This window comes from Enterobacter cloacae complex sp. 382A5 (assembly GCF_050031095.1).
In the GTDB taxonomy this organism is placed as follows: Bacteria; Pseudomonadota; Gammaproteobacteria; order Enterobacterales; family Enterobacteriaceae; genus Enterobacter; species Enterobacter cloacae.
The window spans coordinates 2,019,567-2,035,029 of sequence record NZ_JBLGVK010000001.1 but is presented as its reverse complement, the minus strand read 5'-3'; the positions used below and the strand labels follow the sequence as shown (position 1 = coordinate 2,035,029).

Genomic DNA, 15,463 nt, shown 5'->3' with positions numbered 1-15,463 from the left:
GAAACACATCCCTGGCAAGAGGAAATAAGAATTGCAAAAAACATCAGCCTATCAGTCACTTGTGAAAACCTTCCAGCGTCTCTCCCGCTTCTCGCACCTCTCCTCCATCGCCAGTTGGGACATGTTCACCATGATGCCGCCCGGCGGCAGCGCCGCGCGCGGTGAAGCGCTGGCGGAGATGAGCGTCCTGCAACATCAGATCCTGACCGACAAAAAAGTGGGTGAATGGCTGGCTGCAGCGGCAGGTGAAGATTTGAATGACGTCGAACAGGCCAACCTGCGTGAAATGACGCGTCAATATCAGCAGGCCTCGCTGCTGCCGGAATCGCTGGTGGAAGCCAAATCGCTGGCGGGCAGCAAATGTGAGCACGCCTGGCGTACCCAGCGTCCGGCCAATGACTGGCAAGGCTTTTCCGCCAATCTGAAAGAGGTGGTAAAACTCAGCCGTGAAGAGGCGCGTCTGCGCGCGGAGGCAAAAGGTTGCTCACCTTACGATGCGCTGCTGGATATTTTTGAGCCAGACATGACCAGCGCGCGTCTGGACGTGCTCTTTGCCGACATGAAGTCGTGGCTGCCGGATCTGCTGGCAAACGTGGTCGACAAGCAGTCCAGGCAGACCTTCGTTCCGCCTCAGGGCCCCTTCCCGACGGCAACGCAGCGTGAGCTGGGGCTGGAAGCCATGAAGATGCTCGGCTTCGATTTCAACGGCGGTCGTCTGGACGTGAGCGCGCACCCGTTCTGCGGCGGCGTGCCGGAAGATGTGCGCATTACCACGCGGTATGACGAAGATGAACTCCTCAGCGCCCTGTTTGGCGTGATCCACGAAACCGGACACGCGCGCTACGAACAGAACCTGCCGCGCGCGTGGGCCGGTCAGCCCGTTGCCCTGGCGCGTTCAACGGCAATCCACGAATCCCAGAGTCTGTTCTTTGAGATGCAGCTTGGCCGCAGCGAGGCGTTCCTGAAACATCTCCTCCCTGCCGTTCATGCCCGTTTTGGTAGCCAGGCGGCGTTTAGCGAAGAGAATTTTATCGCCTGGAACCAGCGCGTGAAGCCGGGCTATATCCGCGTCGATGCCGACGAAGTGAGCTACCCGGCACACGTGGTGCTGCGCTATGAGATTGAGCGGGCGCTGATCAATGGCGATATCGAGGTGGAGGACATCCCGGCCCTGTGGGATGAGAAAATGCAGGCCTGGCTCGGGTTATCCACCAAAGACAACTACCGCAACGGCTGTATGCAGGATATCCACTGGACCGACGGCGGATTCGGTTACTTCCCGTCTTATACGCTGGGGGCGATGTACGCCGCGCAGCTGTTCCATGCCGCGAAAACGGCGCTGCCAGGTCTGCAGGCCTCTATCGCTGACGGGGATCTGTCGGCCCTGTTTGACTGGCTGCGCCAGAACGTCTGGCAACACGGCAGCCGGTTTACCACATCACAGCTGATCACCCAGGCGACGGGAGAAGATCTGAATATCCGCTACTTCCGTGAACACCTGACCTCGCGTTACCTGTAATGACCCACGCCGGGGAAAGCCCCCGGCGTTGTACAAACGGTTACACGCCGATACCAATCACTCACGGAAACCCCGAATTTACAGGGATATAGTTATTTCAACGGCCCCGCAGTGGGGTTAAATGAAAAACCAAATTCGAGGGTATGAACATGAATAAAGTATTAGCTCTGGTTGTTGCCGCTGCTATGGGTCTGTCTTCTGCTGCGTTCGCTGCTGAGACTACTGCAACTGCTCCAGCTGCCGCTGCACCTGCTGCAACCACCGCTGCACCGGCAAAAACGGTACACCACAAGAAACATCACAAAGCTGCTAAACCTGCTGCTGAGCAAAAAGCGCAGGCGGCTAAAAAGCACCACAAAAAAGCCGTAAAACAAGACGCCGCTAAACCTGCTGTTGAGCAGAAAGCACAGGCCGCCAAAAAGCACCACAAAAAAGCGACTAAACCCGCTGTAGAGCAGAAAGCTCAGGCCGCTAAAAAGCATCACAAAAAAGCAGTAAAACACGAAGCTGCTAAACCAGCTGCTCAGCCAGCTGCGTAAGAGTACAAGCTAAACCGTGCCCTTCGGGGCACGTTGGTAAACCGGCGCTGAACCTTTCAATACAGCGCCGTTTTTTTATCCGGAGGGCGTATGCTGCGACGCTATCGGTTTGAGTTGATCCTTATCCTGCTTATTTTATGCGCGCTCATCGCAAGCCAGTTTTATCTTTCCTGATCGTAGCACGCTGATTTTACTCCCACTTTAGCGCTGTCCCGTCTATAGTATTTTCATAGGGTTCACTTTTAATAATCATAATTACCCCCACCAGAGTGTGATATGCGTAAATCTGTTGTGTTATTACTGGGAACGTTTGCTCTTTTTTCTGGATTCGCGCATGCGGATGATGGCGATGATGACACCATTAGCGCGAAAGAGCTTAAAACGCTGTTTTTCGGTCATGATGATCGTACGCGTGTCGCCGATCCTACCCAGGCCCCGTGGGATGCCATCGGGCAACTGGAAACCGCCAGCGGTAACTTATGCACCGCCACATTGATTACCCCTCAGCTTGCCCTGACCGCAGGCCATTGCCTGTTGACGCCGCCGGACGGCAAACCCGACAAAGCCGTGGTGCTGCGATTTGTGTCTCAGAAAGGGATGTGGCGCTATGAAATTCACGGGATTGAAGGCCGGGTTGACCCTTCGCTGGGTAAGCGCCTGAAACCGGACGGCGACGGCTGGATAGTCCCGCCCGCTGCGGCCTCCTGGGATTTCGGTCTCATCATTTTGCGCTACCCGCCTTCTGGAATCACTCCACTACCCCTGTTTGATGGCGATAAAGCCGCGCTGACCGCCGCGCTGAAAGCCGTCGATCGCAAGGTGACGCAATCCGGTTATCCGGTCGATCATCTGGATACGCTGTATACCCACACCGACTGCATTGTGACCGGCTGGGCGCAAAACAGCGTGCTCTCTCACCAGTGCGATACGTTACCGGGCGACAGCGGCTCACCGCTGATGCTGAAAACGGATAACGGCTGGCAGTTGATTGGTGTGCAGAGTTCAGCTCCGGCGGCCAAAGACCGATGGCGCGCGGATAACCGTGCTCTCTCGGTGACCGGTTTTCGCGACAAGCTGGATGCGCTGGCACAATAACAGGCCAGCGCCGCCTCGCCTGACGTCATCAGGCGAGTTTTATCATAATCATACCGGCCAGCAGCAATACCAGGCCGATCCAGCCTTTATTATTTAACCGTTGGCCGAAGAGCACCCATCCTGCTGCCAGGGTCGCGGCAATACCAAACCCGCCCCACAGGGCATAGGCTACTGACAGATCGATACCTTTGACCACCTGAGACAGGGCGCTAAACGCCCCCAGCACAGCGGCAATCGACATCAGACCGTAAACTTTACGGCGAAAACCATCAGAGAATTTCAGAAACACGTTCGCCAGAATTTCCAGAACAATGGCGAACCCCAACCAGGCCGCGTGGATCCATTCAAACTGCTGCATGGGTCTGCTCCTTCTGCGGTTTTGTCGGTTTACGTGTACCCGATTTAATCAGCACAATCCCGACTACCAGCGTCGTCAATCCGGCGATCTTCATTGTTGATAAGGTTTCGTCAAATAACAAAACGCTGAACAGCGTAATCAACAAAATACCGATACCTTCCCAGAGGGCATAAGCCACCCCCAGCGCGATTTTCTTCACCGCAAACGAGAGGAAAATATAGGAAAGCGAAATCATCACCAGCATTAAAATAAAACCGGTATTGCCATCGCTGACGCTTGCCCATTTCATAGACAGCGTGCCGGTAATTTCAGCGAGCATAGCCAGGGCTAATAAAATCCAGTAAAACATGTTTTTCTCCTGCTTGAGAATATAATCCATCGCGGCTCGCTGCGAACAGCAAACCCAAAAAAGGAAATTAAATCAGATAGCTAAGCGTATGGCGCCAGCTCAGGCAGAAGACGTGACTATAGCGCGTTGCGCCAGTGTTGCTCACCGGACAGAAGGAAGAAAGAGGTGGAGAATACAGCAGTATGGTTTGAAGAATACGTCCTGAACAAATTGTCCATAAAATTACAATTATCCGCGGTGTTGCTTCTCGTCTTTGCGGATCAAAATTGTCCTCGGTAGTTAAACACGCTAAATTTGTACCATAAGCTAGGATTTTACTCAAAGTCTTTTCAATTCTTTACCGAGGCCGTTTGATTTTGGTTAGTTTATTAAACGCCTTTCGCCTTTATTATAAATAAAAAAATACGCAGGAATTGCCATGGCTAAACCCATCATTACCCTGAACGGCCTTAAGATTGTGATCATGCTCGGTATGCTGGTGATCATCCTGACGGGCGTTCGTTTTGCCGCCGATATTATCGTGCCTTTTATTCTGGCGCTGTTTATTGCAGTGATCCTTAACCCGCTGGTTCAGCGCATGGTGCGGATACGCATACCGCGCGTGCTGGCGATCACCCTGCTCATCAGCATCATTATTATCGCGATGGTGCTGCTGGTCGCTTATCTGGGCACATCCCTGAATGAACTGGCGCGCACGCTGCCGAAATACCGCTCGTCGCTGGTGATACCGCTGTTGCAGATTGAACCCTGGCTGCAGCGCGCGGGCATTGAGGTCTCCGTTGAGGAACTGCTGAAGTATATCGATCCCAACGCGGCCATGACCCTCGTCACCAGCCTGCTGGCGCAGCTCTCCAACGCCATGACCTCTATTTTCCTGCTGTTTTTAACCGTGGTGTTTATGCTGCTGGAGGTGCCGCAACTGCCTGCCAAATTGCAGCATATAATGGTTCGGCCCGTGGAAGGCATGGGCGCGATTCAGCGTGCGCTGGACAGTGTTTCCCGCTATCTGGTGCTGAAAACGGCGATCAGTCTCGTCACCGGGTGCGTTGTCTGGGGCATGCTGGTTGCGTTGGATGTGCGGTTTGCGTTCGTCTGGGGACTGCTCGCCTTTGCGCTTAACTATATTCCCAACATCGGTTCCGTGCTGGCGGCCATCCCGCCTATTCTGCAGGTGCTGGTTTTCAGTGGTTTGTATGATGCCCTGATTCTGCTGGCCGGTTATCTGGTAATTAACCTGGTCTTCGGAAACATTCTTGAACCGCGCATGATGGGACGCGGGCTCGGGCTTTCGACCCTGGTGGTGTTTTTGTCCCTGATATTCTGGGGTTGGCTGCTCGGCCCCGTTGGCATGCTGCTCTCCGTTCCGCTGACCATCATCGTCAAGATTGCGCTTGAGCAGACGGCGGGCGGGCAAAGTATCGCCGTACTGCTGAGCGATATGAGTCACAGAGGCTGAGCAACCCGTCAGTTAACCTACTCGCGCCAGCCCATTGCTGGCGCCACATGTTTGAGGATCGACTCAATCACATGCGCGTTGTAGTCCACGCCAAGCTGATTCGGTACGGTCAGTAACAGGGTATCCGCTTCGGCTATCGCGTCGTCCTGCTTCAATTGTTCAACCAGCTTGTCGGGCTCTGCCGCATAGCTGCGCCCGAAAATCGCCCGCGTTTTTTCATCCAGATAGCCCACGCTATCGCTGTCGTTGCGGCTGGCCCCGAAATACATCCGGTCACGATCGTCCATCAGGGCAAAGATACTGCGGCTCACCGACACGCGCGGCTGACGGGTATGGCCCGCCTCAGCCCAGGCCTGACGATACGCGCGGATCTGTTTTGCCTGCTGAATATGGAACGGCTCGCCGGTTTCATCGTCTTTCAGCGTTGAGCTTTGCAGGTTCATGCCCAGTTTTGCGGCCCAGACCGCCGTTGCATTTGAACCGGCGCCCCACCAGATGCGGTCGCGTAAACCTTCGGAATGAGGCTCCAGGCGCAGCAGGCCCGGCGGGTTCGGGAACATCGGTTGCGGGTTTGGTTTCGCAAACCCTTCTCCGCGCAGCACCTCAAGCAGCACCTCGGTATGACGACGCGCCATATCCGATTCGTTTTCCCCTTCCTGCGGGACATAGCCAAAGTGACGCCAGCCATCAATCACCTGCTCCGGCGAGCCGCGGCTAATTCCCAGCTGCAAACGCCCGCCAGAGATCAGATCCGCCGCCCCGGCATCCTCCGCCATGTACATTGGGTTTTCATACCGCATGTCGATCACGCCGGTACCGATTTCGAGGGTTTTGGTTTTTGCGCCTATCGCCGCCAGCAAGGGGAACGGCGAGCTGAGCTGGCGGGCAAAGTGGTGCACACGGAAATAAGCGCCATCGGCACCCAGCTCTTCAGCGGCCACGGCCAGGTCGATGGACTGCAGCAGCGTGTCCGCTGCGGTTCGGGTACCGGACTGTGGCGACGGCGTCCAGTGACCAAATGATAAAAATCCGATCTTTTTCATAAGGGGTAATCCTGAGAATGTGTTGCGTTTCTTCTACTCTACGCATTACCAGGCAACAATAAATGCCGTTTATTTAACGGAAAGCGTCAAATAAATTGACTGACCTGAGCAGATCGCTATTGCGTTCCATAATGGGATATAATTTCGCTCACTCTTTTCCTGGCAGGTAAAACCGACAATGGCTCTGATCCCTAAAAACTACGCGCGGCTGGAAAGCGGCTACCGTGAAAAAGCATTAAAAATTTATCCATGGGTCTGTGGGCGCTGCTCACGGGAATTTGTCTATTCCAACCTTCGGGAACTGACGGTTCACCATATCGATCACGACCATACCAATAACCCGGAAGATGGCAGTAACTGGGAGCTGTTATGCCTGTTTTGCCACGATCATGAACACTCGAAGTACACCGAAGCGGATCAGTACGGCACCACCGTTGTCGCGGGAGAAGACGCGCAAAAAGATGTGGGTGTGGCCACTTTTAATCCGTTTGCTGATTTGAAAGCGATGATGGCGAAGAAGAAATAATTTTTTATCCACTGATTTATAATGAAAAACAGCCAAAGAGGCTTTATCTTTGGGCTGTTTTTCAGGTTATCACCATGCATTTCAGGGAATGATCCGTGCCGCCCTGAGCTGCGTAAACAGGCTGAAAAACATCTCGTCGGTGGCCCGCATGGCGGTGAACCCGGCCCGACGCAGCTTGCTGCCATCGCCAAACATATCGTAATCCCAGCCAAACACGAAATCGGCAAACTGTCCGTCGTTCAGCTGCAAAATATCGCTTTCCACCAGCCCGCGAGCTGCGGCGAGTTCGCGCCATACCGTGCGGTAGTCCGTAAACAACTGCTTAAATGAGAGCCGGACCGGGGGGGCAGACTCCAGTTCAAACCAGTGTGCAATGCGTGGCCATAGCTCGCTCCAGCGCCAGATGTCACCGTTATTCACATTGAATGCCTGGTTCTCTGCTACCGGCGACGTGGCGGCCCACACGGTCGCCTCTGCCAGCAATTCGCCGTCTGTATGATCAACAATGCTGTGCCAGGTCTGTTCGGCGCCGGGAAAACGCAGCGGTAAATTCAGCGCCTTACACAGCGATGCGTACAGCGCGATGCTCAGGGCAAGATTCATGGCGTTACCCGGCACCGTGCTGCCCACCACGCCCGGCCGGATGGCGCTCCAGTGCCACGGTTTTCCCCGCTGAAAATCGCTAAGCCACCTGAGCTGGGCCGCGTTAAACTCCGCGCCCGGTACGCCGGGATCGCTTTCACGTGCCGGGGTTTTGAACGGGCCAAGATGCGCGCCGTAGACTTTGTATCCCTGCATCAGGCTGACCGTCTCAAGGGGCGCCGTGTTTTCGAGGTTACTGACCAGATGGCGCAGCATGGTGACGTTCGGTTCAACCATCTCTGTCCAGTTCGCGGCATTGACCCAGGCGCTGTAAAACACATGAGTGATCCCGCTGAGCGATGACAGTGCCCGCGCGCTGTCCTGTGCATCCAGTAAATCAACATTAACCATCGCAATGCCTTCAGGGTGAGATACCGCCTGGCGGCTCAGGCCAATGACCTCCCACTGATGGCGCAAAAGCGTTTTGACCAGCTGGTTGCCAACAATCCCGCTGGCGCCAGCGACCAGCGCGACCCTACGTTGCTGCGTCTTATTCATGGTGTTTCTCCGAAAGGGGTGACAGACACAGTGTGATCTATTATTTTTTTCTGATATATCCCCCAAATCCGATGGCATTTATAAGCAGAATCACGAAATGAATAACAAGCTCAACGCCATTTCCACCTTTCTGCGCGTCGCCGAAGCGGGCTCCTTTTCCGCTGCCGCCCGCCTGGCCGGGATCAAGCAGTCCGCCGTCAGCCAGCAGATCGCCGCCCTTGAGGAAGAGCTCGGTGTGGTGTTGCTGCATCGTACAACGCGCAGGATGAAGCTCACCGCGCAGGGTGAGCGTTACCGGCGGGATATGCAGCTTGTGCTGGAGGCCATGCAGGAAGCAGAGCGACGCCTGAACCCGGTTGAGCATCAATATCAGGGGGCCGTACATGTGCAGTTGCCGAGCGGCCTGGGCCAGATCGTGTTGCCGCGCCTGCTGACGCTACAGCGCATGAATCCTGAATTACATCTGCAGGTTTCGCTTGATGACCGCATCGCCGATCTGGTCACCGAAGGGGTGGATGTGGCGCTTCGGCTGAGCGCGGAGCCTCCGCAAACCCATGCCGCACGCGTACTGGCACGCATTGAAACGCCGCTCTTTGCCGCCCCGTCATTCCCGCCGGTAGAGTCCGTGTACGCGCTGGCGGCGCTTCCCCACGTGCGATTCAGCGGCATCCCGCCGGACGCCCCTTTGCGCCTGGTTTCTGATGACGAAACGATTGATATTGCAGTGAATACCGTTTTCCGCGCCAATACCAGCGACGCCCTGTTACAGGCGCTGGAGGCAGGCATGGGTATTGGCGGTATGCAGCTACCGCTCGCGGCACGGGCGTTGCAAACCGGCACGCTGGTGCAGGTACTCCCCGCGTGGCGGTTACCCGACCGCTTTCTCTATGCGGTTTATCCGGACGCTCGCTTTATTCCACACAGGGTAAGGAGCGTTGTGGGGGTTATAGAACAGCTACTGCCTGAAATAATTAAGAAAAATTAAACATTCCAGAATGCATACTCACCAGCGCGCCTTGTTGAACTAAAAATTTTCGACTTTCAACGAGTTCCGGAAAATTCCCCTCCCGTCTCTTGATCGTTCTGGTTAATCATGAATACTGTATATAAACACAGTAATATGAGTTAACCATTATGCAGTTGATCTCTCCTTTGGGGCCTGATGCCACGTTATTGCTTCCGTTGTTTATGGAGCGGGTGCCCTGTGGCTTCCCCAGCCCTGCTCAGGATTATGTCGAGGATAGCCTTGATCTGAACAAGCTGGTGATCAAACATCCCAGCGCGACCTATTTTGTCAGGGTGAGCGGTGATTCGATGATCGGCGCAGGCATCAGCCATGGTGACCTGCTGGTGGTTGACCGTTCGTTAAACGCCGTTCATGGCGATATTGTGATTGCGGCGGTCGCGGGCGAATTTACCGTGAAGGAGTTGCAAACGCATCCGCGTCTTCAGCTCATCCCCCATAATCCTGACTACACACCGGTCGTTTTTGCCGCAGAAGACGAACTGGAGATCTTCGGCGTTGTGACGTTTACCCTGAAAGCTAACCGCCATGTTCGCGCTCGTTGACGTAAACAGTTTTTACACCTCCTGCGAGACGGCGTTTCGGCCCGATCTTAAGGGGAAACCCGTGGTGGTCGTTTCAAACAACGACGGCTGTATCATTTCACGTTCAGCAGAAGCAAAAGCATTGGGGATCGGCATGGCTGGTCCCTACTTCAAGCTGAAGGATGAGCTGAGACGCCAGAAGGTACACGTCTTTAGCTCCAATTATGCGCTGTATGCGGATATGAGCCGCCGGGTGATGACCATTCTCGAAGAGATGGCCCCGAGAGTGGAGATCTACTCGATTGATGAAGCCTTTCTGGATCTGACGGGCGTCAGCCAGTGTATGTCTCTGGAGGCGTTCGGTCAGGCTATCCGCCAGCGCCTGTACAAAGAGACCGGCCTGCTGGTCGGGGTCGGTATCGCGCCCACCAAAACCTTAGCCAAGCTGGCTAACCATGCCGCCAAAACCTGGAAGAAAACCAACGGTGTGGTGGATTTATCGAATATCGATCGTCAGCGTAAATTGCTGTCACTGGTACCGGTCAGCGAAGTGTGGGGTGTCGGGCGCAGGATCAGCAAAAAACTGAATCTGATGGGGATCGAGACAGCCCTGCATCTGGCGGAATGTTCAAGCTGGGTGATCCGTAAACACTTTAATGTCGTGCTGGAAAGAACCGCCCGCGAGTTACGCGGTGAACCGTGTCTGGCGCTGGAAGAGTTTTCGCCAACAAAGCAACAAATCATCTGCAGCCGCTCCTTCGGCAGCCGTATCACCCAGTATGACGATATGCACCAGGCGATCTGCGCCTATGCCGAACGCGCCGCCGAGAAGCTGCGCGAAGAGAAACAGTTTTGCTGCTATATCAGCGTCTTTATTCGCACCAGCCCGCATGCAGAGGACGAGGTTTTTTATGGTAACCAGGCCTCCGGCAAGCTGACGATCCCCACCAACGATACGCGGGATATTATCAGGGTAGCTATCGAGTCATTAAACCGAATCTGGAAAGAGGGGCATCGCTATATGAAAGCGGGCGTCATGCTCAGTGACTTTTTCAGTCAGGGCGTGGCGCAGCTTAGCCTGTTCGATGAACACCCACCGCGGCCAGACAGTACAGCCCTGATGCAGGTTATCGACCGCCTTAACCGTTCAGGCCGGGGGTCTGTGTGGTTTGCGGGCCAGGGGGCGGTGAAATCCTGGGCGATGAAGCGGGATATGCTGTCGCCCTGCTACACCACGCGCTATTCCGATTTGCCGATCGTTAAATAACAAAGCCCGGATCCCTCCGGGCTCTGTTTATACGTGATTACACTAGCGCATTCAGCGTAGCCAGCGCGTCAGGCGGTAACACCAGCTCCCCTGCCGCGAGGTTTTGCCGCAGATGCGCCACGGAAGAGGTTCCCGGGATCAGCAGAATGTTCGGAGAACGTTGCAGCAGCCAGGCCAGCGCAACCTGCATCGGTGTCGCCCCCAGGTCGTCCGCCACCGCCTGCAGCCCGGAAGATTGCAGCGGCGTAAAACCGCCCAGCGGGAAGAACGGCACATAAGCAATCCCCTGCTGCGCAAGCGAATCCACCAGCGCATCGTCACTACGGTTCACGATGTTGTACATGTTTTGCACACACACCACGGGCACCATCTTCTGCGCCTCGGCAACCTGCGTGGCGGTGACATTGCTCAGACCGATATGTCGCACCAGCCCTTGCTGCTGTAGCTCTGCCAGGGTGGACAGCGGTTCAGCGATCGAGCCTTCCGCCGGTCCGTGTGCGCTAAACATAATCCGCAGGTTCACCACGTCCAGCACATCCAACTGCAGATTGCGCAGGTTGTCGTGTACCGCCTGGGTCAGCTCCTGGGCGGAAAAGGCCGGCAACCAGGCGCCTTTATCATCGCGTCGCGCACCGATTTTGGTGACGAGGGTAAGATCGTCCCGGTACGGATGCAGCGCCTCGCGGATCAGCTGGTTAGTCACATGCGGACCATAAAAATCGCTGGTATCGATATGATTCACGCCCGCCGCCACGGCTTCCCGGAGCACTTCCAGCGCGGCATTTTTGTCCTTCGGTGGCCCAAAAACGCCCGGCCCGGCCAGCTGCATTGCGCCGTAACCCAGCCGTTTAACCGTGCGTGTGCCCAGCGCGTATGTCCCGCTTTTATCGATGCTGCTCATGTTCACCTTCCTCATAAAAAAGATCCGGATTTACAACAGGTTCCCGACCAGAACCCATAGTTAAGCGCGAGTTAAATTAAAGTTTAAATTTTAGACGACGATAGTATTTGTGTACCCCTGCACTTTCTTACGGACGACCGCTATGCTGAAAAATCTGCACGTGATTACCGGTATTATCTTTGCTCTCACCATATTCTGCCTGCTACAAGTTGTCACGGGAGGGTTGTTCTACTCTGCCGTCAGCAACGATCGCCATAACTTCCAGAACTCCGGGGTGCTTAATGCCCAGCAGGAGAGCCTGAGTGACAGCGTTAACACCCTCATCAAAACGCGCGTTACCGTGACGCGCGTGGCCATCCGCTATCTGAAAAATCAGCGCGATCCGGCGTCCCTTGAGGCGATCAACAAACTGCTTGGCACCGCGGGTAACTCTCTGGCTAAAGCAGAAGCCTATAACAAACAGTGGCAGGCCCTGCCGCAGGTTAACGGCCAGAGTGCGGCGCTAACCGACGAGATGCTGAAATCCTGGAACCAGATGCACGAAGTGATGCGTCTGTCGATTGAGTATCTGCGTGCCGACAACTATCAGGCCTATGGCGATCTGGATGCGCAGCAGGCACAGGACGATATGGAAGCGGTCTATAACCGCTGGCGCGCCGAAAACAACACGCTGCTGAAAGCCGCGGCCGAAGAGAACCAGAGCAGCTTTACCCAGATGCAATGGACGCTGGCGGCTATATTCCTGGCCGTTATCGCCGTGCTGGTGGTGATCTGGCAGGGTTTACAGCACCTGCTGTTAAAACCGCTGCAAACCATTATGAACCATATTCGTACCATTGCGGCGGGCGACCTGACGCAGGATATTACCCTCTCTGGCCGCAATGAGATGGGCCAGCTGGCGGCCGGTCTGCATGAGATGCAGCAATCTCTGGTCACCACGGTCAGCGCCGTACGCGGCAGTACCGACTCCATCTACACCGGCGCAGGCGAAATTGCCGCCGGGAGCAACGATCTTTCCGCCCGTACGGAAGAACAGGCCGCCTCGCTGGAAGAGACCGCGGCCAGCATGGAAGAGCTGACCGCCACGGTGAAACAGAACTCCGACAACGCCCGTCAGGCGACCCTGCTGGCGAAGAACGCGTCTGAGACCGCGGCGCGCGGCGGTCATGTGGTGGATAACGTTGTCCGCACGATGACGGAAATTGCCGACAGTTCGCAGCAAATCGCCCACATCACCGGCGTGATTGACAGCATTGCCTTCCAGACCAACATTCTGGCGCTGAATGCTGCGGTAGAAGCCGCACGCGCCGGGGAACAGGGCCGTGGCTTTGCGGTGGTCGCCGGGGAAGTACGTACCCTGGCGAGCCGTAGCGCGCAGGCGGCAAAAGAGATCAAGGGCCTTATCGAGAACTCTGTCAGCCGCGTGAATACCGGCTCTGAACAGGTCAGCGAAGCCGGTGCAACGATGAAGGAAATTGTGGCGGCGGTCACCCGCGTGACCGATATCATGGGCGAGATTTCATCTGCGTCCGATGAGCAGAGTCGCGGTATTGAACAGGTGAGCCTGGCCGTTTCGCAGATGGACAGCGTCACCCAGCAAAACGCCGCGCTGGTGCAGCAGTCCGCCACGGCGGCAGCGGCGCTGGAAGATCAGTCCGAACAGCTGCGCCAGGCGGTAGCGGCATTTCGTCTGAACGGTAAGCAACAGGCCACCGCGCCCCGCCCAACGCATGTGAAAACACCACAGCTGTTGCGCCCGGCCACGGCAGGCACCGCCACCGACAGCAACTGGGAAACCTTCTGAGTTCAGCGCGGGCGAGCACCTCGCCCGCGCTAATCCCGTTAACGGCTGCGCTTGGCGTGCCGTTCCCAGTTCTCCTGTTTCGCGTCGTTGGATTTTCGCAGTGAAACATAACAGGCCCCGCTGCCGCCGTGATGCGGCAGCGCCACGCAGAAGGCCTGCACTTCCTCAAACTCTGTTAACCAGCGCGCCAGATAGCTACGTATCACGTTAGGATGAGCATTCTGTTCGCGCCCTTTTCCATGAATGATAATCAGATTGCGTAATCCGTCGCGTCCGGCCTGGCGAATAAAGGCGTACAGCATCTGGCGGCAACGCTCGGCGGGCTGACGTAACAGGTTCAGGCTGGCCTCGCGGGAGTATTTCCCCGAGCGCAGCTTATCCATTACGCCCTGTTGTATCCCTTCACGCTGAAATGCCAGCGGCTCATCCAGGGGCAGAAGTTCCAGAAAGCCCAGGGTGAGGAAGTTATCCAGCTGCTCGGTATCAATCTCCTGGCGCGCCCGCGTGTTGCGGCTCGGCTGCCAGTGAATATCTGCGCAGCGCTTCAGGGGCTGGACATCCTCCATGGCGTCAAGAAACAGTGATTTGTCGTCAGGGTTCATGGAAATCCTCCGGCTACATCTGAGCCAGTACTATACCTTCGCGGGGGGTGTGCCTCAACAGCCGTTCCCCCGGGCAGGGTGGCGCTGAAAGCAAGCTGATGAATATCAATCGACAGCCGGGGAAAAATTAAACATCACTTAACTCAAACTTCAGCGTAAATAAAACACGCAATTTGGCTTAAACATCCATAAAATCAAACACTAAACCGCCTTTCATTTTGAGAGAAAGCTGTTATAACTTAATTAACCTGCCTCATGGATATAACATCCAGGATATGCGAAGGGATGCACTGCTGTGTGTACTGAAGGGTCTGTCTGATGTCGGACAGGCCCTGTTTTTTTATGGATGATGTTTCACGCAGAGACGATTGCCCGCGCCTCTCGTCTGAACTGCGTAATTAACGACTCAGTAAGCGGGGTCTGGCGCGAATCCCGACGCTGAATTAAATAATACGTCGCTTTTGGAAGTGATTCGACAACCGGCAGCATAACCAGACGCCCCGCCAACAGAGGGTCACAACCCAGCTCCTGCGGCAATATGCTTAAAAAGTCGCTTTGTGCGACAAGGCTGATACACGACGAAAATGTTTCGCAGACCACGCCAATGCGGGGTATTTGCGAGCGATGGCTAAATACATCCTCTAACTGCTTATAATAACTTCCCCGGGGCGTTGGCATGGTCCAGTTATAATGTAGCAGATCGTTAATGGAGGTTGCTCCCGTCGCCGGATGTCCCTCCCGGCAAAATACGGCAAACGGTTTTTCTAATAGCTTTTCAAACGTAAATTCATGATCGTAAGGCCCCTGATAATAGGTATTGATGGTGAAGTCCAGTTCGCCCTGGCGTAATTCATTGATCATCGATACCAGCTGCCCTTCCATAATTCGCACCTTAACCTGCGGATGCTGCGCATGAAAGCGGGTGATAACCGCAGGCATAAGGCTTCGCGAAATACTCGCCCCCATCCCGATATTGATCTGCCCGGCCAGCTCGCCCTGCCGCTGGCGAATGTCATCCTGCGCCGCGCGCAGCTCTTCCAGAATCAGCCTGGCGCGCTGATAGAAGCCTTCGCCACACTCGGTTAACGCCACGCCTTTGCTTCGGCGCACAAAGAGCTGCGCCGCCATGCCCTCTTCCAGCTCTTTGATCGATTTGGTCAACGCCGGTTGCGAAAGATTCAGCGTCCTGCTGGCGCCGCGAATGCTGCCCTGACGCGCCACTTCAACGAACGCCCGAATTTGATGAAATTTAATCTGAAATGACATAGCCCGACCGATAACCGTTGTTTATCAGAGTAAAGAAACTGTCATCTACT

16 protein-coding genes and 1 pseudogene are annotated in these 15,463 nt (G+C 55.4%); 9 read left to right on the top strand and 8 right to left on the bottom strand.

Annotation, left to right across the window (positions count from 1 at the left end):
* Positions 1 to 31 precede the first annotated feature (31 nt).
* From ACQG2G_RS09690 to ACQG2G_RS09680, 3 genes are all read left to right on the top strand, one after another.
* Positions 32 to 1,519 (top strand): carboxypeptidase M32, encoded by a 1,488-nt coding sequence (locus ACQG2G_RS09690; RefSeq protein ID WP_058682988.1) that lies wholly within the window; start codon positions 32 to 34, stop codon positions 1,517 to 1,519.
* 149 nt (positions 1,520 to 1,668) lie between these two features.
* Positions 1,669 to 2,058 carry an acid resistance repetitive basic protein Asr gene (gene asr / locus ACQG2G_RS09685; protein ID WP_013096840.1) on the top strand — a complete coding sequence of 130 codons (390 nt, stop codon included), beginning with the start codon at positions 1,669 to 1,671 and terminating at the stop codon, positions 2,056 to 2,058.
* Positions 2,059 to 2,334: 276 nt separating this feature from the next.
* Positions 2,335 to 3,153: a trypsin-like serine peptidase gene (locus ACQG2G_RS09680; protein WP_047023657.1), complete on the top strand. Its 819-nt coding sequence runs from the start codon at positions 2,335 to 2,337 to the stop codon at positions 3,151 to 3,153.
* Positions 3,154 to 3,181: 28 nt separating this feature from the next.
* Here the strand turns inward: ACQG2G_RS09680 and mdtI are convergent, their stop codons facing one another.
* The 3 genes and pseudogenes from mdtI to ACQG2G_RS09665 all read right to left on the bottom strand — a co-directional run bounded on the left by mdtI (position 3,182) and on the right by ACQG2G_RS09665 (position 4,147).
* On the bottom strand, positions 3,182 to 3,511 hold the full coding sequence (mdtI, locus tag ACQG2G_RS09675) for a multidrug/spermidine efflux SMR transporter subunit MdtI (protein WP_369118580.1): 330 nt from the start codon (positions 3,509 to 3,511) through the stop codon (positions 3,182 to 3,184).
* Complete coding sequence (gene mdtJ / locus ACQG2G_RS09670) at positions 3,498 to 3,860, bottom strand: multidrug/spermidine efflux SMR transporter subunit MdtJ (protein WP_369118579.1); 363 nt, start codon at positions 3,858 to 3,860, stop codon at positions 3,498 to 3,500. Before mdtJ ends, mdtI begins: the two co-directional genes overlap by 14 nt.
* Before the next feature lie 116 nt (positions 3,861 to 3,976).
* Positions 3,977 to 4,147 (bottom strand): annotated as a pseudogene (locus tag ACQG2G_RS09665) (hypothetical protein).
* A 131-nt stretch (positions 4,148 to 4,278) separates the two neighbouring features.
* On the opposite strand from ACQG2G_RS09665, the gene ACQG2G_RS09660 reads away from it, so the two are divergent.
* Positions 4,279 to 5,316: an AI-2E family transporter gene (locus ACQG2G_RS09660; protein ID WP_020688252.1), complete on the top strand. Its 1,038-nt coding sequence runs from the start codon at positions 4,279 to 4,281 to the stop codon at positions 5,314 to 5,316.
* Between the two features lie 17 nt (positions 5,317 to 5,333).
* Here ACQG2G_RS09660 and ACQG2G_RS09655 read toward each other — a convergent pair whose 3' ends face one another.
* Entirely contained in the window at positions 5,334 to 6,359 is a 1,026-nt protein-coding gene (locus ACQG2G_RS09655; RefSeq protein ID WP_248079054.1) for an LLM class flavin-dependent oxidoreductase, read from the bottom strand.
* Positions 6,360 to 6,537: 178 nt separating this feature from the next.
* On the opposite strand from ACQG2G_RS09655, the gene yajD reads away from it, so the two are divergent.
* Positions 6,538 to 6,885: an HNH nuclease YajD gene (gene yajD, locus ACQG2G_RS09650; RefSeq protein WP_061772288.1), complete on the top strand. Its 348-nt coding sequence runs from the start codon at positions 6,538 to 6,540 to the stop codon at positions 6,883 to 6,885.
* A gap of 81 nt (positions 6,886 to 6,966) precedes the next feature.
* On the opposite strand, the gene ACQG2G_RS09645 is transcribed toward yajD, so the two are convergent.
* A complete protein-coding gene (locus ACQG2G_RS09645; protein WP_061772287.1) occupies positions 6,967 to 8,025 on the bottom strand; it encodes an SDR family oxidoreductase in 1,059 nt (352 codons plus the stop codon).
* Between the two features lie 97 nt (positions 8,026 to 8,122).
* Here ACQG2G_RS09645 and ACQG2G_RS09640 point away from each other — a divergent pair, with 97 nt between their 5' ends.
* From ACQG2G_RS09640 to umuC, 3 genes are all read left to right on the top strand, one after another.
* Entirely contained in the window at positions 8,123 to 9,010 is an 888-nt protein-coding gene (locus ACQG2G_RS09640) for a LysR family transcriptional regulator (protein ID WP_061772286.1), read from the top strand.
* Positions 9,011 to 9,159: 149 nt separating this feature from the next.
* Complete coding sequence (gene umuD, locus ACQG2G_RS09635; RefSeq protein ID WP_248079057.1) at positions 9,160 to 9,594, top strand: translesion error-prone DNA polymerase V autoproteolytic subunit; 435 nt, start codon at positions 9,160 to 9,162, stop codon at positions 9,592 to 9,594.
* Entirely contained in the window at positions 9,578 to 10,840 is a 1,263-nt protein-coding gene (gene umuC / locus ACQG2G_RS09630; protein ID WP_061771772.1) for a translesion error-prone DNA polymerase V subunit UmuC, read from the top strand. Before umuD ends, umuC begins: the two co-directional genes overlap by 17 nt.
* 37 nt (positions 10,841 to 10,877) lie before the next feature.
* On the opposite strand, the gene ACQG2G_RS09625 is transcribed toward umuC, so the two are convergent.
* Positions 10,878 to 11,741 (bottom strand): aldo/keto reductase family oxidoreductase, encoded by an 864-nt coding sequence (locus tag ACQG2G_RS09625; RefSeq protein ID WP_013096857.1) that lies wholly within the window; start codon positions 11,739 to 11,741, stop codon positions 10,878 to 10,880.
* A gap of 142 nt (positions 11,742 to 11,883) precedes the next feature.
* On the opposite strand from ACQG2G_RS09625, the gene tcp reads away from it, so the two are divergent.
* Positions 11,884 to 13,545 carry a methyl-accepting chemotaxis citrate transducer gene (gene tcp, locus ACQG2G_RS09620; RefSeq protein ID WP_023620350.1) on the top strand — a complete coding sequence of 554 codons (1,662 nt, stop codon included), beginning with the start codon at positions 11,884 to 11,886 and terminating at the stop codon, positions 13,543 to 13,545.
* 38 nt (positions 13,546 to 13,583) lie between these two features.
* On the opposite strand, the gene smrA is transcribed toward tcp, so the two are convergent.
* Together smrA and ACQG2G_RS09610 are read right to left on the bottom strand one after the other, a co-directional pair.
* Positions 13,584 to 14,147: a DNA endonuclease SmrA gene (gene smrA / locus ACQG2G_RS09615; RefSeq protein WP_013096859.1), complete on the bottom strand. Its 564-nt coding sequence runs from the start codon at positions 14,145 to 14,147 to the stop codon at positions 13,584 to 13,586.
* A gap of 354 nt (positions 14,148 to 14,501) precedes the next feature.
* Positions 14,502 to 15,413: a LysR family transcriptional regulator gene (locus ACQG2G_RS09610; RefSeq protein ID WP_020688268.1), complete on the bottom strand. Its 912-nt coding sequence runs from the start codon at positions 15,411 to 15,413 to the stop codon at positions 14,502 to 14,504.
* Positions 15,414 to 15,463 lie beyond the last annotated feature (50 nt).